Consider the following 18,024-nt stretch of genomic DNA (forward strand, 5'->3'; position numbering starts at 1 on the left):
CCATGACTGAGCTGCCCGAGCCGTCCCCAGCCGAGCGCTCGACCGCCGAAGGGCCGGCCGCCGGCGACCGGGCGCTCCTGGAGGAGTCCGCGAAGAAGTCCGGCCTGGTGTGGGTGCGCGGCGCCGGAGGGCCCTCGCGCGCGCTGTGGCACGTGTGGCACGAAGGCGCCGTGTGCCTGGTGGGGGACGGCCCGCTGGAGCAGCCGCTGGACGGCCTGGGCCTCTCCGACGGCGGCACCGCCACCGTCACCGCCCGCAGCAAGGACAAGGGCGGCAGGCTGATCGCCTGGCCCGCACGGGTCGTCGAACTGGCGCCCGGCAGTGAGCCGTGGGAGGCGGCCGTCGGCGAGCTGAAGGGCAAACGGCTCAACGCGCCGGACGCCGACACGGTCGCCGACCGCTGGGCCCGCGAGTGCCGGGTGCTGCGGCTGGAACCGGCGGGCGAGCCGTCCCAGAAGCCCGGCACCATGCCGGACACCTCGCACGCCGCCGTGCCACGCGCCACCCCCGCCACCACCCGCGAGGCCGCCCCGGCGGCCCTTCCGGGACTGCTCCTGCGCGCTCTCCGCGCACGGCGCCGCGACGCTTAGGCGGTTCAGCCGCCGGCCGAGATGCTCTTGCCGTAGTCCACGATCTGTTCCTTCTTCGGCGCCCGGACGGTGAAGCCCTTGTTCCAGTCGTCGAGTTCGACCGTGCCGGTGTCGCCGCCCCGCTCCAGGCGCAACGGGTAGGGCTTGCCCTTCAGCGCGACGTCGATCGTGCCGCCCTTGCCGTCGGCCGCGAGCACCTCGATCGTCCGCGCGGTGCCGACCTCACCGCGCTCGCCGGTCTCGCGGTCACCGTCCATCACCAGCAGGCCGTCCAGCATGACCTGCATCTCGGTGAAGCCGCTCAGCTGTTCGTACGCCGGGTCGCCGTCCGGCACCTTCACGTACATGCCCTCCAGCTTGGCGGCGGCGGTCATGTCCGCCTTGGAGGGCTCCGCGCTGTCCTCCTCCTGCTCCTGATGGGCCCAGAACTCCGAGTTGGCCTTCAGATAGAGGTCCTTCTTCACCCGGAGGAGCTGGAAGGTGTCGCCGCCCTTTGTGGAGACCTCACCGATTCCGCCGCCCCGCTTCAGCCGCATCTCCAGGCGGTAGGTCTGCCCCTTGCTGACGATCGAACCCGACAGCCGTACGGAATCGGCGGCTTCGGCGGCGTTGCGGGCCTTCTTCTCGATCTCCGCGGCGGAGAGCTTCTCCATGCCGTTGGTTTTCTCGGCAGGCTTCTCCTCACCGCCACCGCACGCGGTGAGCAGCACACTCAGACCCAGGCAGATGGCCCCCGCCACCGCGCCACTCCGTCGCGAGCGGGCGCATGCAGTCACGTCGGCTTCCTCCTGAGGTCGGGGGCGGAACCGGACCGCACCCTACCGGTGCCGGGTACCCCTGCCCTCAGGCAGCCGTCCGGACCACGCCACAGCGCGGTCCGCACCCGGTGCACGCTAGCCTTAATCGGGCATACCGCCTGCGCGGTCCGCACAGGGAGGAGACGCCGATGGCAGCAGGTTCCTCCAGGGTCTTCGTCTCTCATCTCTCCGGGATCGCCGTGTTCGACCCCAGCGGCGACCAGGTCGGCCGGGTGCGCGACGTGGTGACGATGCTGCGCCCGGGCGGCCGTCCGCCCCGGGTGCTCGGGCTGGTCGTGGAGGTGGTCAGCCGGCGCCGCATCTTCTTCCCCATGACCCGGGTGACCGGAGTCGAGTCGGGACAGGTGATCACCACCGGCGTTGTCAACATGCGGCGCTTCGAACAGCGCCCCACCGAGACGCTGGTGCTGGGCGAACTGCTCGACCGCAGGGTGAGGCTGGTGGAGACGGGCGAGGAGGTGACCGTGCTGGATGTCGGCCTGGTCCAGCTCCCGGCCCGGCGCGACTGGCAGATCGACAAGGTGTTCGTACGGAAAGGGCGCGGCGGCACCCTCCGGCGGCGCGGCGAGACACTGACCGTCGAGTGGTCCGCCGTGACCGGCTTCGCACTGGAGGAGGCGGATCAGGGCGCGGCCAACCTGCTGGCCACCTTCGAACAGCTGCGCCCTGCCGACCTGGCGAACGTACTGCACCACCTGTCCCCCAAGCGCCGCGCCGAGGTCGCCGCCGCGCTGCACGACGACCGGCTCGCGGACGTACTGGAGGAACTGCCGGAGGACGACCAGGTGGAGATCCTCGGCAAGCTCAAGGAGGAGCGCGCGGCGGACGTACTGGAGGCGATGGACCCGGACGACGCGGCCGACCTCCTCTCGGAACTCCCGGAGGAGGACAAGGAGCGGCTGCTCCAGCTGATGCGGCCGCAGGACGCGGCACCCGTACGGCGGCTGCTGTCGTACGAGGAGGACACCGCGGGCGGGATGATGACCACGGAGCCGATCGTGCTGCCGCCGGACGGCGCCGTCGCGGACGCGCTGGCGCGGGTCCGGCAGGCCGACCTGTCCGCCCCGCTCGCCGCCCAGGTCTTCGTCTGCCGTCCGCCCGACGAGACGCCCACCGGCACCTATCTGGGCGTCGTGCACTTCCAGCGGCTGCTGCGGGAGCCGCCGTTCACTCTGGTGGGCTCGCTTGTCGACAACGACCTGCGCCCGCTGCCCCCCGACACCGGCCTTTCCGTACTGACCAGCTACCTGGCGACGTACAACATCGTCGCGGCTCCCGTGGTGGACGAGGGCGGGCATCTGCTGGGGGCGGTCACCGTGGACGACGTGCTCGACCATCTGCTGCCCGACAACTGGCGCGAGGCGACGGCGCAGGGGGCGACGGAGCTCTACCAGCCCGATGTGGGGGCCACGGCCGACCTGCGGGAGCAGCCGGACACGGACGAGCGCTGATGGCCGCCGAGCGCGAGGACCGGCCGTCCCACGCCGGACGGGTGCGCCTGGACGTACCGCGCGCCCCCCGGCGCAGCCTGCTGCCGGAGTACGATCCGGACGCCTTCGGACGGCTCTCCGAGAAGATCGCGCGCTTTCTGGGCACCGGCCGGTTCATCGTCTGGATGACGGTCATCGTGATCGTCTGGATCGCCTGGAACGTGCTGCTGCCGGCCGGCCTGCGCTTCGACGAGTACCCGTTCATCTTTCTGACGCTGGCGCTGTCCCTGCAGGCCTCGTACGCGGCGCCGCTGATCCTGCTCGCGCAGAACCGGCAGGACGACCGCGACCGGGTCAATCTCGAACAGGACCGCAAGCAGAACGAGCGCAGCATCGCCGACACCGAGTATCTGAGCCGCGAGGTCGCGTCGTTGCGGATGGGGCTCGGCGAGGTCGCGACCCGTGACTGGATCAGATCCGAGCTCCAGGATCTGCTGAGGGAGCTCCAGCAGGGGGACGGCCAGCACCCGAGTGACCGAAGCGGCTGACGGGGCCGCTGGGAGGGGTGGGACCGCCAGTCGCGAAGCGGCCCCGGCGGAGTGACCAAGACAGCCGCCTTGGCCCCTTCGGAGCGCGCCGTACGCCCCGTACCATTTCCGCATGGCTACCGACTCGAGCTCAGACCCCGTCCGGGAGGGGTCCCCGGACTCCTCCCCCACCGAAGAAGCGGTGCGCACAGCGCTTGCTTCGGTGAACGATCCGGAGATCCACCGGCCGATCACCGACCTCGGTATGGTCAAATCCGTCGAGATCGCCCCAGACGGAACCGTCGCCGTGGGGATCTACCTGACGGTCTCCGGCTGTCCGATGCGCGAGACGATCACCTCCAATGTGAGCGAGGCCGTCCAACGTGTGCCAGGTGTCACCGGGGTAAGCGTCGAGCTCGATGTGATGAGCGACGAGCAGCGCCGTGAACTGCGGGATTCACTGCGCGGCGGCAAGACCGAGCGCGAGGTCCCGTTCGCCCAGCCCGGCTCGCTCACCCGGGTCTACTGCGTGGCGTCCGGCAAGGGCGGCGTGGGCAAATCCTCGGTCACGGTCAACATCGCCGCGGCCATGGCGGCGGACGGCCTGAAGGTCGGTGTCGTGGACGCCGACATCTACGGCCACTCCATCCCCCGGATGCTCGGCACGGGCGAGAGCAGGCCGACCCAGGTCGAAGACATGATCATGCCGCCGTCGGCACACGGTGTGAAGGTCATCTCCATCGGCATGTTCACTCCGGGGAACGCCCCGGTGGTGTGGCGCGGCCCGATGCTGCACCGCGCGCTCCAGCAGTTCCTGGCCGACGTCTTCTGGGGCGATCTGGACGTCCTGCTGCTGGACCTGCCGCCGGGCACCGGGGACATCGCCATCTCGGTGGCGCAGTTGGTGCCGAACGCCGAGATCCTGGTCGTCACCACGCCGCAGCAGGCAGCCGCCGAGGTGGCCGAGCGCGCCGGTTCGATCGCGGTGCAGACACACCAGAAGATCGTGGGCGTCATCGAGAACATGGCCGGGCTGCCCTGCCCGCACTGCGACGAGATGGTCGACGTCTTCGGCACGGGAGGCGGACAGCGTGTGGCCGAGGGACTGACGAAGACGACGGGGACACACGTCCCGGTCCTCGGCTCCATCCCGATCGACGTACGGCTGCGTGAGGGCGGCGACGAGGGCAAGCCGGTGGTGCTGAGCGACCCGGACTCCCCCGCGGGCTCCACGATCCGCGCCATGGCGGGCAAGCTCGGCGGCCGGGAGCGCGGGCTCTCCGGGATGTCACTCGGGCTGACCCCGAGCAACAAGTTCTGACCGCGGGCACGCGCCGGAACGCGAGGAGGGGCGTCCCCCGTCGGGGGCGCCCCTCACGCGTGCCACATCGGCTCAGTGCGCGTAGCCGGTGATGTCCCCGACCACCGAGAAGCCCAGCCCGTACGCGCTCATGCCGCGCCCGTACGCGCCGACGAGCACCCCCTCCTGCGCCGCGCCGGCGAGCACCCAGCCGTACTCCGACTCCCGGTAGTGGAAGTCCGCGGGCACGCCGTCCACCGGCAGCGAGAGGCCGGACCAGCCGGGGCCGCCGAGGTCGTCGGCCAGCTCCCAGGCGATCGCCGTCTGCTGGTCCAGCCAGTCCTGGCGCAGACCGCGCTCCATCTCGGTCGGCCAGGTGCAGGAGAGCAGGCCCGAACCGGCGAGCCAGGCGACCGTCGACACCGAGGTGGCGTCCAGCACCCCCGTACCGTCCCCGCTGCGCCGCACCGGGCGGCTGGCCACCGTCACCACCACCGTGAACCGCTGGCCCTCGGGGCTGGCCTCGAGCCGGAGTGACGGGAAGTCTCCATGCCCGGTGGAGCCGTGCTCGACCACGCTGTCCGCCGCCGCACCCACCTGCATGAGCCAGCGGGGGCCAGTGAACGCCTCATCCAGTCCGTACCACGGGAAGTCGGCTCTCAGATAGCCGTCCACCGCCTTGTGCGCGGCGGACGCGCCCCGTGTGGCGGGCGCTGCTCCGTCGGCCTGCGTACCGCCGGACATCCCCTGCGGTCCTACGCGACTCGTCGTCTCCATCTGCGCGACGCCTCCTTGTTGCCCTGCGCCATGGGCGGCCTGCCCCCCTCGGACGGCCCGACCCCGGACACAGGGAGGATAGCTACCCCGCTCCGCGCCATTGGCCATGCCCGGCAATACGCGCCCCCGGACGACCCCGGTGGCCCCGGGCTCAGGTGGCGTCAGAATCGAAAGGAGGCGGTTCGGCGCGGGATTCGCCCCCACCGGCGCCGACTGCGTCGCCCTTGCTGAGATTCGGACGGCCGGCCGCCTTCTCCACACCGCTGTCGGATGCCTCGGCACCCGCGATACCGCCGCCGCGGGAACCACCCGAACCGCTGGAGTCGCCCGCGGGCTCCTTGCCGTTCACCGCATCGGTGACCTCGGCGAGATCCTTGCGCAGGTCGAAGCCGTTACGGATCTCCTTGATGCCCAGATCGTCGTTGTCCAGCAGATGCTTGCGGGCGAAGGTCTTGGGATTGAGATCCTCGAAATCGAAGTCCTTGAACTCCGGCCCCAACTCGGACCGGATGTCCTCCTTGGCACCGTCGGAGAACTGCCGGACTTTACGGATGAATCCGCTCACGTCCTGAATCATCTTGGGCAGCTTCTCCGGCCCGAACACCAGGATGGCCAGAATGATGAGTGCGACCAGCTCGAGGGGTCCTATGTCGAAGAACACCTTGCAGCTCCCTCAGTACGTCTCATCCCGCACGGCCGCCTGTCACGGTACCCCAGCCGGGGGCCCTTGAGCGGTGTCCGGTATCGAGAATGCGACACCCGTACGCCTGCGCGCCGCCGCCCCGTCATTCGCCGCTCGCCGTACCGAGCGTGAGAGTGACGGACTCCTTCTTGCCGTCCCGGGTCAGCGACAGTGTGAGTTTCTCCCCGGGGCGGTGCTTCCGGATCTTCACGATCAGTTCTTCGCTGCTCTGCACCCGCTCGCCGTTCACCTTTGTGATCACGTCTCCGGGCTGGATACCCGCCTTGTCACCGGGGCCACCGGAGATGACGGGCTCGCCACCGGGGCCGCCCTCCTCCGCCACCCGCGCACCGGCGCCCCCGAACTCCGGGTCGAGCCGGACGCCGATCACCGGATGGGTCGCCTTGCCGGTGTTGACCAGCTCCTCGGCGACCCGCTTCGCCTGGTTCACCGGGATGGCGAAGCCGAGCCCGATACTGCCGCCGCCGGGGCCCTGACCAGGCGCGCCGGAACCCTCGTCGGCGCCCCTGATCGCACTGTTGATGCCCACCACCCGGCCCTTGGCGTCGACCAGCGGCCCGCCCGAGTTGCCGGGGTTCATGGAGGCGTCGGTCTGCAGCGCGTCGACATAGCTCACATCGCTGGCGCCCTCACCGCTCGCCGCGATCGGCCGCTCGGTGGCGCTGATGATGCCGGTGGTGACGGTGCCCTCCAGCCCGAAGGGCGCACCGACGGCGACCACCGGGTCGCCGACACGGACGGAGTCGGAGTTGCCCAGTGTCAGCGGGGAGAGTCCGGACACACCGTCGACCTTGACGACGGCCAGGTCATAACCGCTGTCCTGCCCCAGCACCTCGGCCTCGGTCGTCTCGCCGCTGTGGAAGGTGACCTGCACGGCGCCGCCCTCCCCCGCGGCCTCGACCACATGGCTGTTGGTGAGGATGTGGCCCTCGTCGTTGAGGACGAAGCCCGTGCCGGTGCCCTCGCCGCCACCGCCGCGGACATGGATGGTGACCACACCCGGCAGAACCTTCTCCGCGATGCCCGGCACGCTTCCGGGCGCGCGATGACTGCTCTTCTCGGCCGGGGCCTGCGACAGCTCGATCTCGTCGAAGCCGCCGTGCCGCTCGGCGTAGACGCCGACGGCGCCGCCGACCCCGCCCGAGAGCAGAGCCAGCACCAGCGCCCCGGCGACGAGGCGTCCCCGCCCGCGTCGTGCGGGCGGCGGCGCCGAGGGCAGCGGCCCGGCGGCCACGGGGGTGGCCCAGGGGTCGTAACGCAGCCAGCCGGGCTGCGGGTGGGGGCTTTGGGGGTGGGACGGCGCGTGGGCCGTGTGCGGCCCCTGGGGGCCGGGCGGCTGGGACATGCCCGCCGTGACCACTCCGTGCGGCGGGGTGCCGGGAGCCGGGGGTCCCGGAGCCTGGGGTCCGGAAGTCTGGGATCCGGGTGTGCGGGTGTCGTGGCCGGGTGCGCCGTGGGTGGGTGTGCCGTGGGCCGGGGTGCCGGAGAGCAGCGTCCCCTGTGGTGGCGTCACACCGCCGGACGGGGGCGTCGGCACGCCGTGGGCCGGGGTGGAGCCCGGCAACTGCACCGGCGGCGCCGGTGCCCAGGGGCCGGGCCCGCCGTAAGGAGGTGTGCGGTAAGGGTCCTCCGCGTGCAGAGGCTGTCCGGCGGCGGTGGAGGTGTGGGGCGGCGAAGACGTGCCGTCGGCAGCGGCGGCTCCGCCCGCGTCGCCTCCGCTCAGGGTGCTCCCCTGCCTGGCGTCCTCGCCCGCGTCCGCGGCGGCTCCGCCCGGGGTGCCCGGATCGCCGGGCGGCTGGTCGCCGGAGGCTCTGCGCGGGTGGCTCCACCATTTCGGCTTCGGCCGGCTGGCCTTCCCCTCGTCCATGCTCTCCCCATCGTTCTCCGCGCCTGGCAGAGGGATTCAACCAGGTCCACGGGGCTGGGCCGCCGTTGGGATCTCGCCGGGGCAGCATGCCCGGCCGCGACGGCTTCCTGCGCCCTGCGATGTCACGCACCGGACCCGCTCACCCATCCGGCCTGATCCACACGACAGGCTCCGGGCGACCGGTCAGGGTCCTGGAGCGGCCGCCGATGCCGCGGCGGGGCTCGAAGTGGGGGTGGGGCTCGCCGGGACCGCGGCAGGAGTACGCCCGGGAATGGCGCCGAGCGGCGTCCGCTGCTCGGCGGAGAGCGCCCGCGACAGCACCGAAGGCGGCCGTATCAACGAGGGTGTGAACGGCGAGGAGCCGCCCAGCAACGGGTGAACGCGGGTGGGCGCCGGCATACCGGCCAGCAACTGTGTCCGCAACGAGTTGGATGCGGCGGGGGCCGGAGCCGGGCTGCCCGCCCGTCTGCCCGACTCCTCGCCTGCCGCACGGCGCCGGAAGTCCCGTTCCGCCGCAGCGGGGGCCGGCGCGGTGGAGCTGGGAGCCGCCGTACGGGCCTGGCCCGCCGGAGGGCTGCCGCGCTCACCCGCCGCGACCGGGGTACCTCCGGTACCGGAGTTGAGGGCGCCGCTGAGGGCGAGCGCTGCCAGGGAGAAGGCGCCCGCCGCGACAAAGGCGAACCGGCGGCCCCGCGAGGGGGGCCGCTGCGCGTCGGGCACCCGGTGTATGCGGAAGCCGCGTTCCGGCATCAGCGCGCTGGGGCCGCGCCCGCCGGAAAGGTAGGCGAAGGAGAGTGGGGAGCGCCCGGACCGGTCGCCACCCGGCTCTTCCCGGCCCAGCGGGGGAGTGCCCAGCTCTTCGGCGCCGAATCCGGGCCCCAGCCCTGACCCGGAGCCCGGGTCGCTGCACGCGGGCAGGCCCTGCAGGCGCGCGAGCAGCCCGTCCGAGGGCGGCGGCGGGGCGGAGTCCGCGAAGACGCTCTTCAGCTGCCGCTGGGCGTCGGCCTCCGCCCGGCAGCTCCCGCACGTCGCCAGATGGGAGAGCACGCGCTCGCGGGCGTCGTGCCCCAGCTCCCCGTCGACCAGCGCCGCGAGCCGGTCTCCGAGATGCTGCTCGGCGGGCGTGAGCCCGTGGTCCGCGCTGCTCACCCGGCCCCGACCTCCCGTTCCAGACCACCGGGGACCGCCGCGCTCAACGCGCGCTGCTGCTCGGCCCGCGCCGCGGGCGAACGGTGCCGCAGCGCCTTGCGCAGGTGCGAGCGACCGCGGTGGATCCGGCTGCGCACCGTACCGAGCTTGACGCCCAGCGTGGCAGCGATCTCTTCGTACGAAAGACCTTCGATGTCGCAGAGCACGACCGCTGCCCGGAACTCAGGGGCGAGGGTGTCCAGCGCCTGCTGCACATCGGCGTCGAAATGAGTGTCGTTGAAGTGCTGCTGCGGAGTGGGCTCCCGGCTGGGCAGCCGCTCCGCCGCGTCGTCGGCGAGCGCGTCGAATCGGATGCGCTGCTTGCGGCGCACCGTGTCCAGGAAGAGATTTGTGGTGATCCGGTGAAGCCAGCCCTCGAAAGTCCCCGGCGTGTACGTCGAGAGAGAGCGGAACACCCGCACGAACACCTCTTGGGTAAGGTCCTCGGCGTCATGCTGGTTACCGGTCAGACGGTACGCAAGGCGGTACACCCGGGCACTGTGCGTGCTGACAATCTCCTCCCAGCTGGGAGGAGTCCATGACTGGCCATCCGCATCGGTGTCAAAGGTGGCCGTCGTCGCGGAGTCGGCAGCGTGGACATGGTCAGCATTGTTGGTCACAGATTTCGGCTCGCCCGCCGGCCGGCGAAAGCGCCTCAGCACTCCTCGGCCACCGGCCGCAGCCGCACCTCCCCTGTCGGCTCTGGTGGTGTCCAGTGGAACCCCTACCATAGCCACCTCGCCCGTTAGCTCCGGATAAGCAATTTTGACCTGCATTTGGTCAATGCTTCTCGCCTGCCATTCCACTCCCCACAACGCCCGGTCCCATCACCAGGTTCCCCAGTCAGCGGATACAGTCTCGGTTGCGTCGACTACGGGGACAGGAGAGGGCCATTACCGGCAACCAGCAGACGAGCTGGGCGTTCGCCGATGCGTACGGCGCCGGACTCGTCGAGAACGCCGAGAGCGCCGCACTGCGCTGGGCCCGGGAGCGGGCCCGTGAGGCAGGGGTGTCCCCGGTGTCGTCCGGTACCGGAGCCGCGTTGCGGCTTCTGGCCGCCACAGCCGACGCCAAGGCGGTGGCCGAGATCGGGACGGGGACGGGCGTCTCCGGCATTCACCTGCTGCGGGGTATGCGGCCGGACGGCGTGCTGACCACCGTGGACATCGAGCCCGAGCGTCAGCAGTTCGCCCGGGAGGCGTTCCGCGGTGCGGGATTCGCCGCGAACCGAGCGCGTTTCATCCCCGGCCGCGCTCTCGATGTACTGCCCAGACTGACCGACGGAGGCTACGACCTTCTCTTCTGCGACGGCGACCGGATGGAATATCCGAAGTACCTGGGCGAATCGTTGCGCCTGCTGCGTACCGGCGGCCTCGTCTGCTTCGAGGGCGTTTTCGCCGACGGCCGCACGGTCGACTCCGCGGCCCAGCGCGCCGAGGTGCGCAAGCTGCGCGAGCTGCTCCGCACGGTTCGGGAGAGCACGGCGCTGATGCCCTCACTGCTGCCGGTCGGCGACGGACTGCTGTGCGCGGTCAAGCGCGGGCACTGAACGCCTCCCCCCGGTTTCACGTACGAGTGTCACGCACACTCCGAGGGACAGCGGTGCCCCGGGGCGTACGCGACGCTCCCGGGGCAGCCCGATGAAAACTGTGTCAATCGCAGGGTCAGCCGCAGACCTTCTTCAGCTCTTCGCCGAGCGCTACCGCCTCGTCCGGGGTCAGCTCGACGACGAGTCGCCCACCGCCTTCGAGCGGAACGCGCATGACGATGCCCCGCCCCTCCTTGGTCACCTCGAGCGGGCCGTCGCCCGTCCGCGGCTTCATGGCCGCCATGCTCGTTCCCCTTCCTGAAACCAGCTCATCATCAGCCGACGGCCTCACATGGGCACGTGTCACCGGCATCGAACACATTGCTTCCCAGTCATTATCCCGCATCTGACGACCCGATGAGCAACAGCGTTCGGCATCCCTTGCGCAACAGCCTCTCGCAAAACCACCCATATCGGCGATCAAGCCGTGATACTGCGCCGCTTTCCGCCGTAGGCGTATGACCTCGGGTTTGACGCAGGTCACACAGCCGGACGTGGCGGCGGCCCACGAGGCGTCTATCCGAGCCCGATGATCTGGGCCATGCTGGATCGCATGGCCGACACCGTGCTCTATGACCTCACCGAGGGCCTCGCGACGATCACCCTCAACCGCCCGGACGCGATGAACGCGCTCGACGACGAGCTGAAGGGCGCCCTTCGGGACACCCTGCGGCAGGCGGGCGGTGACCCGGCGGTGCGCGCGGTACTGCTCGCCGCGCACGGCCGCGCCTTCTGCGTGGGCCAGGACCTCAAGGAGCACGTCGGCGCCCTGCGGGAGCGTGGCGGCAGCGCCCTGACCACGGTCAGGGACCACTACAACCCCATCACTCTCGCGATCGCCGGTATGCCGAAGCCGGTGGTCGCCGCGGTCAACGGCGCGGCGGCGGGCGCGGGAGCGGGTTTCGCCTTCGCGGCGGACTACCGGATCGCCGCCGACACCGCCGCGTTCAACACCGCGTTCGCCGGTATCGCGCTCACCGCGGATTCGGGCGTGTCCTGGTCGCTCCCGCGCCTCGTGGGCCCGGGGCGCGCAGCGGAACTCCTGATGTTCCCGCGCAGCGTGAAGGCGCCGGAGGCGCTTGAGCTGGGCCTGGTCAACAGGGTGGTACCAGGTGCGGAGCTGGCGGCCGAGGCGGCAGCCGTGGCCCGGCAGCTCGCGCAGGGGCCGACGGCCGCGTACTCCGCACTGAAGGAATCACTCGCCTTCGGCGCGTCTCACTCCCTGGCGGAAACGTTGGAGAAGGAGGCCGAACTGCAACTGCGGGCCGGCTCCTCCGCGGATCACGAGATCGCCGTGGAGGCGTTCGTGAAGAAGGAACAGCCCCGCTACACCGGCACCTGACCGCGCCGGGGACCCCACCCGTCGGCCGGAGGCCGACGCAGCCGTCCGAAGCCCGGACGGCCCCCAGGGCCGGACGGCGCGAGGGCGGCAGACAAGGCCAAGCCACGAGATCGCCGTGGAGGCGTTCGTGAAGAAGGAACAGCCCCGCTACACCGGCACCTGACCCGCGCCGCGGGCCCAGCAGTCGGTGAGGTGGTCGTCGACAAGGCCGCACGCCTGTATCAGGGCGTACGCCGTCGTCGGTCCGACGAAGCGGAAGCCCCTTTTCTTGAGGTCCTTGGACAGCGCGGTGGACTCCGGAGTGATCGCCGGGACGTCGTGGATCGTACGGGGTGCGGCGCGGCCTGCCGGGTCGGGCGCGTGAGACCAGATCAGCGCGTCCAGCCCGCCCTCTCCCATGGCCGCGGCGACCCGTGCGTTCGCAATCGTGGCGCGGATCTTGGCGCGGTTGCGGATGATGCCCACGTCGCCGAGCAGTCGCGCCTCGTCCTCCTCGGTGAACTCCGCCACCTCGGCGATCCGGAAGCCGGCGAAGGCGGCACGGAAGCCCTCGCGGCGGCGCAGGATGGTCAGCCAGGACAGCCCGGACTGGAACGCCTCCAGGCACAGCCGCTCGTACAGCGCGTCGTCCCCGCGCACCGGGCGGCCCCACTCGCCGTCGTGGTAGGCGACGTAATCCGGGGCCGAGAGGCCCCATGGGCAGCGCAGCCGCCCGTCCGGGCCGGGAAGTGCGGCACCGGCGGGCCGGTCGGCGTCCACTGCCCCGGGCTCCGCTCCCGCCGCCTCCTCGGTGGACGACTCAGCGCACGTCTCAGCGCTCACCATGGCGTTCCCCCGCCTCCTTGTAGAGATCCGGGCGGCCCATCGCCGCCGCCTGCGCACCCGCGAGAGCGGATTCCAGCTCCGCGATCCGGGAGTCTCTCTCGGCCAGCTCCGCACCGAGCCGGTCCAGCACGTCGTCGACCTCACGCATCCGGTATCCGCGGGCGGCCATCGGCAGCCGCAGCGTGTCCACATCGGCACGCCCCAGCGGCCGGTGCGGTGCGAGCCGCTCCGTCAGCCGGTCCGGCGGTGCGTCGGTGAGACCGCCGACGGCGATCTGCGGATAGCCTCGCCCGTCGCCGCTGCCCACGACCGCGAGCGTGACCGCGGCTACCACCACGACCAGCGAAATCAGCAAGAACCAGAACACGGTCAACTCCTGGAGGTCCATCCCACTGGCTTACGGCCCGACTGCTTACGACCTGGTGCAGGTCGTTACGGCTGCCCATGCTCCCCGATCGTGCCACGGCCCACTGACAGCCAGCTGAGTGAGTAGGGTCGGAAGGGGTCCCGGCAGGGGCCACCGTGCGCTGACCACCTGGTGGGCGAGGTGAGAAGACCGGAGGGACGGCGACATGCTCCGCCTGGGGAAACACGAGTTCGGCGAGAACGAGCCAGTGATCATGGCGATCGTCAACCGGACCCCGGACTCCTTCTACGACCGGGGTGCCACCTTCGGGGACGAACCGGCGCTTGCCCGCGTCGAGCAGGCGGTGTCGGAGGGCGCTGCCATCATCGACATCGGCGGAGTGAAGGCCGGTCCCGGCGCGGAGGTGACCGTCGCGGAGGAGGTGCGGCGCACGGCTGGTTTCGTCGCCCTGGTGCGGCGGCGCTTCCCGGACGTGGTGATCAGCGTCGACACCTGGCGGCACGAAGTCGGCGAGGCGGTCTGCGCGGCGGGCGCGGACGTGCTCAACGACGCCTGGGGCGGGGTGGACCCTCAGCTGGCCGAGGTCGCGGCGCGCTACGGCACCGGGCTGGTGTGCACGCACGCGGGCGGCGCGCGCCCCCGCACCAGGCCGCACCGTGTGGCGTACGAGAACGGCGAGGTGATGGCGGACATCCTGCGGGTCACGCTCGGGCTGGCCGAGCGGGCCGTCGGTCTCGGTGTGCGGCCGGACGGGATCATGATCGACCCGGGGCACGACTTCGGGAAGTCGACCCGGCACTCGCTCGACGCCACCCGGCGGCTGGGCGAGATGACGGAGACGGGCTGGCCGGTGCTGGTCTCCCTCTCCAACAAGGACTTCGTCGGCGAGACGCTGGACAAACCGGTGCAGGAACGGCTGACCGGGACGCTCGCCACGACGGCGATCTCGGCCTGGCTCGGCGCGCAGGTCTACCGGGTGCACGAAGTCGCCGAGACCAGGCAGGTACTCGACATGGTCGGCGCCATCGCGGGTCACCGGCCCCCGGCCGTGGCCCGTCGCGGGCTGGCCTGAAACAGCCGGGCCGACCAGGTCAGCCGGGCCGGCCGCATCGGTCGGCCCGCTCAGCCCACTTCCTTGGTGACCAGCGCCACCGCTTCCGAGACGTCGTCCGTGACGTGGAACAGCTCCAGGTCGTACTCGGACGCCTTGCCCGTCCCGACCATGGACGCGCGCAGCCAGTCCAGCAGGCCCTGCCAGTACGCCGTGCCGAAGAGGACGATCGGGAAGCGGGTCACCTTCTTCGTCTGCACCAGGGTGAGCGCCTCGAACAACTCGTCCAGCGTGCCCATGCCGCCGGGCAGCACGACGAACCCCCGCGCGTACTTCACGAACATCGTCTTGCGGACGAAGAAGTACCGGAAGTTGACCCCGATGTCGACGTACGGGTTGAGCCCTTGCTCGAAGGGCAGCTCGATGCCGAGCCCGACAGAGGTGCCGCCGGCCTCCAGCGCGCCCTTGTTGGCCGCCTCCATGGCCCCGGGACCGCCACCAGTGATCACCGCGAACCCGGCCTCGGCCAGCCCGCGCCCGACGTCCACCCCGGCCTCGTACTCCGCCGAGTCCACCGGCGTACGGGCGGACCCGAAGACGCTCACCGCCGAGCCGAGCTCGGCGAGCGCGCCGAAGCCCTCGACGAACTCCGACTGGATGCGCATGACCCGCCAGGGGTCCTTGTGGATGAAGTCGGACGGTCCTGTCGTGTCCAGCAGCCGCTGATCGGTCGTCTCGGCCTGCACCTGCCCGCGACGGCGCACCACCGGCCCGAGACGCTGTTCCCGTGGCTTGCGCCGCTGCTCCGGTCCGCCCATGCCGCGCGCTCCCTCCTGCTACTTCCACCGTTCGGTCCGCCCCAGGGTACGCAGGCGCAGGTGGCGGGCAAGGCAATTCCGGGCCACGGCAGACCGTGCGGGCGGGGGCGTCAGCGCGTGAGCCACGCCCGCAGCGACTCCTCGCAGTGCAGCACCTTCGCCGTCTCGACGCGTTCGTCCCGCTTGTGCGCGAGATTCGGATCGCCGGGCCCGTAGTTCACCGCGGGCACGCCCAGAGCGCTGAACCGGGAGACGTCGGTCCAGCCGTACTTCGGCTGCGGCTCGCCCCCCACGGCTTCGATGAACGCCGCGGCCGCCGGGTGCGAGAGTCCCGGCAGGGCGCCGCCGGAGCTGTCGTCGACCGTGAGTTCGTCCACTCCGCAGTCCGCGAAGACCTCGCGTACGTGGGCCAGGGCCTCCGCCTCACCCAGGTCGGGCGCGTAGCGGTAGTTGACCGTCACCGTGCAGACGTCCGGGATCACGTTCCCCGCGACGCCGCCCTCGACGCGGACGGCGTTCAGCCCCTCCCGGTACTCCAGCCCGTCGATCACCTTGCGCCGCGGCTGGTAGGCGACGAGCCTGTCCAGCACCGGCTGGGCGGCGTGAATCGCGTTCGCGCCCAGCCAGCTGCGGGCGGAGTGCGAGCGCCGCCCGAAGGTGCGCAGCTCCACGCGCAGCGTGCCCTGGCAGCCGCCCTCGACGTTCCCGCTGGACGGCTCGAGCAGGACGGCGAAGTCCCCCGCCAGCCAGTCGGGATGTGCCTCGGCGACCAGGCCGAGGCCGTTCAGCGAGGCGGCGACCTCCTCGTTGTCGTAGAAGACGAAGGTCAGATCGCGGTTCGGCTCGGGCACCGTCGCGGCGATGCGCAGCTGCACCGCGACCCCGGCCTTCATGTCGCTGGTGCCGCAGCCCCAGAGCACTCCGTCGTCGTCCAGCCGCGAGGGCACGTTGTCCGCGATGGGAACGGTGTCGATATGGCCCGCGAGAATCACGCGCTCCGCACGGTCGAGCCGGGTACGGGCCACCACGTTGTTCCCGTAGCGGTCGACGGTGAGGTGCGGCAGGGCGCGCAGCGCCGCGTCGACGGCGTCGGCGAGCGGCTTCTCGCCGCCGCTCTCGGAGGGGAAGTCGACAAGCTGTGCGGTGAGCAACGCTGCGTTCTGATGCAGGTCAAGTTCGGTGGGCGACATGGCAGACACCCTACGTTCGGGACACCGGTACCTTGGTCCCCGTGCCAGAGACCTCCACTACTTCGCGCGAGCGGCCCGGCAGGCGTTTCCGGGCCCTCGCGGGCTTCGCCGTGCTGCTCGGGATCGCCGGGTACCTGGTGACGCAGTACGTCATGGGCGGGGCGGGCCCGGCCCGTTGCACGGTACGTGCCGCGGTCGGCGGCGGCGAGGATGGCGGGGACGGCGGGAAGGCCGAGTACGAAGTGCCCCCCGCGCAGGCGGCCAACGCCGCGACCATCGAGGCGGTCGCCTCCGTGCGTCAACTGCCGGAGCAGGCGGTGACGATAGCCCTGGCCACTGCCATGCAGGAGTCCGGGCTGCGCAATCTCAGCCATGGCGACCGCGATTCGCTCGGGCTCTTCCAGCAGCGGCCCTCGCAGGGCTGGGGCACCGAGGAGCAGATCCTCGATCCGGTCTACTCGGCCGGGAAGTTCTACGACCATCTGGTGAAGATCCCCGACTACACCGAGCTCCCGTTGACCGTCGCCGCGCAGAAGGTTCAGCGCAGCGGCTACCCCGACGCGTACGCCAAGCATGAGACGAACGCCTCACTCCTCACCGCTGCGCTCACCGGCCGCCGGGCCGCCGCCCTCAACTGCACCACCGGCCCGGAGGGCGTCAGCGGCCCCGGCGACCTCGCCGAGGTGCGGGAGAAGCTCATGCGGGACTTCGGCGAGGACGTGCTCACCGCGCCGGGCAGCGAGGCAGCGGGCGCCGAGGACGGCGGCGCGGGCAGCGGGGGCGGCCGGAGCAAGCGGCCCACCGACCTGGCCATCCCCGCGGGCGGGAAGCAGCGCGGCTGGGAGCTGGCGCACTGGGCGGTTGCGCACTCGGCGGAGCTGCGTATCGAGCGGATCTCCTACGCGGGCCGGGTGTGGAGCGCGGGGCTTTCCGAGGACGGCTGGCGCGAGTCCGAGGAGCCCGGGGCGGGCGGTTCTGCGGTCGTGCTGCGGCTCGCCACCGCTGCGCAGTCGTAGGCATTCGGACAGACGCCCGGCACCTCACTCTGGAGCGGGAGAGTACGGCCCCCGCGGACTCCGTACGGCGCCGTTCCGGCGGCTCGCGGGAGCCGGTCCCGAACCGTTGGCGAGGCCGGGGTGAGACGTTTCCCCGGACGTTCCGGCGCGGGCGGATTGCCCCGTTTCACCCGAAACAGATAATGCGACTCATTGCCAATCCTTTACCGGAGCGGCCCGCAACCTCGGGCCCGCCCAGGGCGATAGGCAGAGCGCGTCGCGACCAGCAAGCAACGGAAGCCCGGCCGCGGCCCACTTCCGAAGCAGCACCCCACTCCGCCCGAAGGAGCACTATGTCTTCCCTCCCCCTCAGCCGCCGGATCGCTCAGGCCGCGCTGCTCACCGCAGCGGGTGCCGTGGGCGTCATCGGCGCGGCCGGTGCGGCCGCCGCCGCCCCCGCCGCGCCAGTACCGGACAAGGCCGGGCTCTCCCATCCGGACAGCCCGGACGTCCAGCAGGCCCTCGGTGGGACCGAGTCGAAGATGAGCGCGCTGACGGCCACCGACGCCGTCGGTCAGGGGCAGCTCGCCAACCCCCTGGCCACCGGTCAGCTGGGCCCCAACTGAGACGTCCCTGCTGCCGGTGCCG

The 18,024-nt window shown here is 71.5% G+C and carries 20 protein-coding genes; 9 read left to right on the forward strand and 11 right to left on the reverse strand.

Going from position 1 to position 18,024, the window contains the following annotated elements; translation table 11 throughout:
• Positions 1–2: 2 nt before the first annotated feature.
• The gene (locus LHJ74_RS18775; protein ID WP_260219234.1) at positions 3–590 is read left to right on the forward strand and encodes a hypothetical protein; all 588 of its coding nucleotides are present in this window, start codon (positions 3–5) and stop codon (positions 588–590) included.
• Positions 591–595: 5 nt separating this feature from the next.
• Here LHJ74_RS18775 and LHJ74_RS18780 read toward each other — a convergent pair whose 3' ends face one another.
• Positions 596–1,330 carry a hypothetical protein gene (locus LHJ74_RS18780; protein ID WP_260219235.1) on the reverse strand — a complete coding sequence of 245 codons (735 nt, stop codon included), beginning with the start codon at positions 1,328–1,330 and terminating at the stop codon, positions 596–598.
• 206 nt (positions 1,331–1,536) lie between these two features.
• Here LHJ74_RS18780 and LHJ74_RS18785 point away from each other — a divergent pair, with 206 nt between their 5' ends.
• From LHJ74_RS18785 to LHJ74_RS18795, 3 genes are all read left to right on the forward strand, one after another.
• Positions 1,537–2,859, forward strand: coding sequence for a magnesium transporter MgtE N-terminal domain-containing protein (locus LHJ74_RS18785; protein WP_260219236.1), 1,323 nt, complete (start codon positions 1,537–1,539; stop codon positions 2,857–2,859).
• Entirely contained in the window at positions 2,859–3,386 is a 528-nt protein-coding gene (locus tag LHJ74_RS18790; protein ID WP_260219237.1) for a DUF1003 domain-containing protein, read from the forward strand. The genes LHJ74_RS18785 and LHJ74_RS18790 overlap by 1 nt, the downstream gene beginning before the upstream one ends.
• Positions 3,387–3,498: 112 nt before the next feature.
• Positions 3,499–4,686, forward strand: coding sequence for an Mrp/NBP35 family ATP-binding protein (locus LHJ74_RS18795; RefSeq protein ID WP_260219238.1), 1,188 nt, complete (start codon positions 3,499–3,501; stop codon positions 4,684–4,686).
• Positions 4,687–4,758: 72 nt separating this feature from the next.
• On the opposite strand, the gene LHJ74_RS18800 is transcribed toward LHJ74_RS18795, so the two are convergent.
• From LHJ74_RS18800 to sigE, 5 genes are all read right to left on the reverse strand, one after another.
• A complete protein-coding gene (locus tag LHJ74_RS18800) occupies positions 4,759–5,442 on the reverse strand; it encodes a hypothetical protein (protein WP_260219239.1) in 684 nt (227 codons plus the stop codon).
• Between the two features lie 151 nt (positions 5,443–5,593).
• The gene (locus LHJ74_RS18805) at positions 5,594–6,103 is read right to left on the reverse strand and encodes a sec-independent translocase (protein WP_260219240.1); all 510 of its coding nucleotides are present in this window, start codon (positions 6,101–6,103) and stop codon (positions 5,594–5,596) included.
• Between the two features lie 124 nt (positions 6,104–6,227).
• Positions 6,228–8,012, reverse strand: a complete 1,785-nt coding sequence (locus LHJ74_RS18810) for a S1C family serine protease (protein WP_260219241.1) — start codon at positions 8,010–8,012, stop codon at positions 6,228–6,230.
• A 183-nt stretch (positions 8,013–8,195) separates the two neighbouring features.
• Positions 8,196–9,161: an anti-sigma factor family protein gene (locus tag LHJ74_RS18815; RefSeq protein WP_260219242.1), complete on the reverse strand. Its 966-nt coding sequence runs from the start codon at positions 9,159–9,161 to the stop codon at positions 8,196–8,198.
• Positions 9,158–9,931, reverse strand: a complete 774-nt coding sequence (gene sigE / locus LHJ74_RS18820) for an RNA polymerase sigma factor SigE (RefSeq protein ID WP_260219378.1) — start codon at positions 9,929–9,931, stop codon at positions 9,158–9,160. The genes LHJ74_RS18815 and sigE overlap by 4 nt, the downstream gene beginning before the upstream one ends.
• A 131-nt stretch (positions 9,932–10,062) precedes the next feature.
• On the opposite strand from sigE, the gene LHJ74_RS18825 reads away from it, so the two are divergent.
• Positions 10,063–10,749: an O-methyltransferase gene (locus LHJ74_RS18825; protein WP_260219243.1), complete on the forward strand. Its 687-nt coding sequence runs from the start codon at positions 10,063–10,065 to the stop codon at positions 10,747–10,749.
• Between the two features lie 115 nt (positions 10,750–10,864).
• Here LHJ74_RS18825 and LHJ74_RS18830 read toward each other — a convergent pair whose 3' ends face one another.
• Entirely contained in the window at positions 10,865–11,032 is a 168-nt protein-coding gene (locus LHJ74_RS18830; RefSeq protein WP_106965600.1) for a DUF3117 domain-containing protein, read from the reverse strand.
• Between the two features lie 309 nt (positions 11,033–11,341).
• Here LHJ74_RS18830 and LHJ74_RS18835 point away from each other — a divergent pair, with 309 nt between their 5' ends.
• Complete coding sequence (locus LHJ74_RS18835; RefSeq protein ID WP_260219379.1) at positions 11,342–12,130, forward strand: enoyl-CoA hydratase-related protein; 789 nt, start codon at positions 11,342–11,344, stop codon at positions 12,128–12,130.
• A gap of 147 nt (positions 12,131–12,277) precedes the next feature.
• Here LHJ74_RS18835 and LHJ74_RS18840 read toward each other — a convergent pair whose 3' ends face one another.
• Together LHJ74_RS18840 and LHJ74_RS18845 are read right to left on the reverse strand one after the other, a co-directional pair.
• Positions 12,278–12,955 (reverse strand): DNA-3-methyladenine glycosylase I, encoded by a 678-nt coding sequence (locus tag LHJ74_RS18840; RefSeq protein WP_260219244.1) that lies wholly within the window; start codon positions 12,953–12,955, stop codon positions 12,278–12,280.
• The gene (locus LHJ74_RS18845) at positions 12,942–13,322 is read right to left on the reverse strand and encodes a DivIVA domain-containing protein (protein WP_260219245.1); all 381 of its coding nucleotides are present in this window, start codon (positions 13,320–13,322) and stop codon (positions 12,942–12,944) included. Before LHJ74_RS18845 ends, LHJ74_RS18840 begins: the two co-directional genes overlap by 14 nt.
• Positions 13,323–13,527: 205 nt before the next feature.
• On the opposite strand from LHJ74_RS18845, the gene folP reads away from it, so the two are divergent.
• Positions 13,528–14,394 (forward strand): dihydropteroate synthase, encoded by an 867-nt coding sequence (gene folP, locus LHJ74_RS18850; RefSeq protein ID WP_260219246.1) that lies wholly within the window; start codon positions 13,528–13,530, stop codon positions 14,392–14,394.
• Between the two features lie 50 nt (positions 14,395–14,444).
• Here the strand turns inward: folP and LHJ74_RS18855 are convergent, their stop codons facing one another.
• Positions 14,445–15,191 (reverse strand): LOG family protein, encoded by a 747-nt coding sequence (locus tag LHJ74_RS18855; protein WP_260219247.1) that lies wholly within the window; start codon positions 15,189–15,191, stop codon positions 14,445–14,447.
• Between the two features lie 110 nt (positions 15,192–15,301).
• Positions 15,302–16,381, reverse strand: a complete 1,080-nt coding sequence (gene dapE / locus LHJ74_RS18860; RefSeq protein ID WP_260219248.1) for a succinyl-diaminopimelate desuccinylase — start codon at positions 16,379–16,381, stop codon at positions 15,302–15,304.
• Between the two features lie 41 nt (positions 16,382–16,422).
• Here dapE and LHJ74_RS18865 point away from each other — a divergent pair, with 41 nt between their 5' ends.
• The gene (locus LHJ74_RS18865) at positions 16,423–17,397 is read left to right on the forward strand and encodes a VldE C-terminal domain-containing protein (protein WP_260219249.1); all 975 of its coding nucleotides are present in this window, start codon (positions 16,423–16,425) and stop codon (positions 17,395–17,397) included.
• A 332-nt stretch (positions 17,398–17,729) separates the two neighbouring features.
• Positions 17,730–18,002 carry an ATP-binding protein gene (locus tag LHJ74_RS34465; RefSeq protein WP_375546773.1) on the forward strand — a complete coding sequence of 91 codons (273 nt, stop codon included), beginning with the start codon at positions 17,730–17,732 and terminating at the stop codon, positions 18,000–18,002.
• The last annotated feature ends 22 nt before the right edge of the window (positions 18,003–18,024 follow it).

The organism is Streptomyces gossypii (assembly GCF_025165795.1).
Lineage (GTDB): Bacteria > Actinomycetota > Actinomycetes > Streptomycetales > Streptomycetaceae > Streptomyces > Streptomyces gossypii.

What these genes read in the sequence shown, in the direction of transcription:
- dapE (WP_260219248.1), bottom strand. Translation starts at nt 16,381, where the DNA reads ATGTCGCCCACCGAACTTGACCTGCATCAGAACGCAGCGTTGCTCACC.
- folP (WP_260219246.1), top strand. Translation starts at nt 13,528, where the DNA reads ATGCTCCGCCTGGGGAAACACGAGTTCGGCGAGAACGAGCCAGTGATC.
- LHJ74_RS18835 (WP_260219379.1), top strand. Translation starts at nt 11,342, where the DNA reads ATGGCCGACACCGTGCTCTATGACCTCACCGAGGGCCTCGCGACGATC.
- LHJ74_RS18855 (WP_260219247.1), bottom strand. Translation starts at nt 15,191, where the DNA reads ATGGGCGGACCGGAGCAGCGGCGCAAGCCACGGGAACAGCGTCTCGGG.
- LHJ74_RS18840 (WP_260219244.1), bottom strand. Translation starts at nt 12,955, where the DNA reads ATGGTGAGCGCTGAGACGTGCGCTGAGTCGTCCACCGAGGAGGCGGCG.
- LHJ74_RS18810 (WP_260219241.1), bottom strand. Translation starts at nt 8,012, where the DNA reads ATGGACGAGGGGAAGGCCAGCCGGCCGAAGCCGAAATGGTGGAGCCAC.
- LHJ74_RS18775 (WP_260219234.1), top strand. Translation starts at nt 3, where the DNA reads ATGACTGAGCTGCCCGAGCCGTCCCCAGCCGAGCGCTCGACCGCCGAA.
- sigE (WP_260219378.1), bottom strand. Translation starts at nt 9,931, where the DNA reads ATGGTAGGGGTTCCACTGGACACCACCAGAGCCGACAGGGGAGGTGCG.
- LHJ74_RS18785 (WP_260219236.1), top strand. Translation starts at nt 1,537, where the DNA reads ATGGCAGCAGGTTCCTCCAGGGTCTTCGTCTCTCATCTCTCCGGGATC.
- LHJ74_RS18800 (WP_260219239.1), bottom strand. Translation starts at nt 5,442, where the DNA reads ATGGAGACGACGAGTCGCGTAGGACCGCAGGGGATGTCCGGCGGTACG.
- LHJ74_RS18830 (WP_106965600.1), bottom strand. Translation starts at nt 11,032, where the DNA reads ATGGCGGCCATGAAGCCGCGGACGGGCGACGGCCCGCTCGAGGTGACC.
- LHJ74_RS34465 (WP_375546773.1), top strand. Translation starts at nt 17,730, where the DNA reads ATGTCTTCCCTCCCCCTCAGCCGCCGGATCGCTCAGGCCGCGCTGCTC.
- LHJ74_RS18795 (WP_260219238.1), top strand. Translation starts at nt 3,499, where the DNA reads ATGGCTACCGACTCGAGCTCAGACCCCGTCCGGGAGGGGTCCCCGGAC.
- LHJ74_RS18790 (WP_260219237.1), top strand. Translation starts at nt 2,859, where the DNA reads ATGGCCGCCGAGCGCGAGGACCGGCCGTCCCACGCCGGACGGGTGCGC.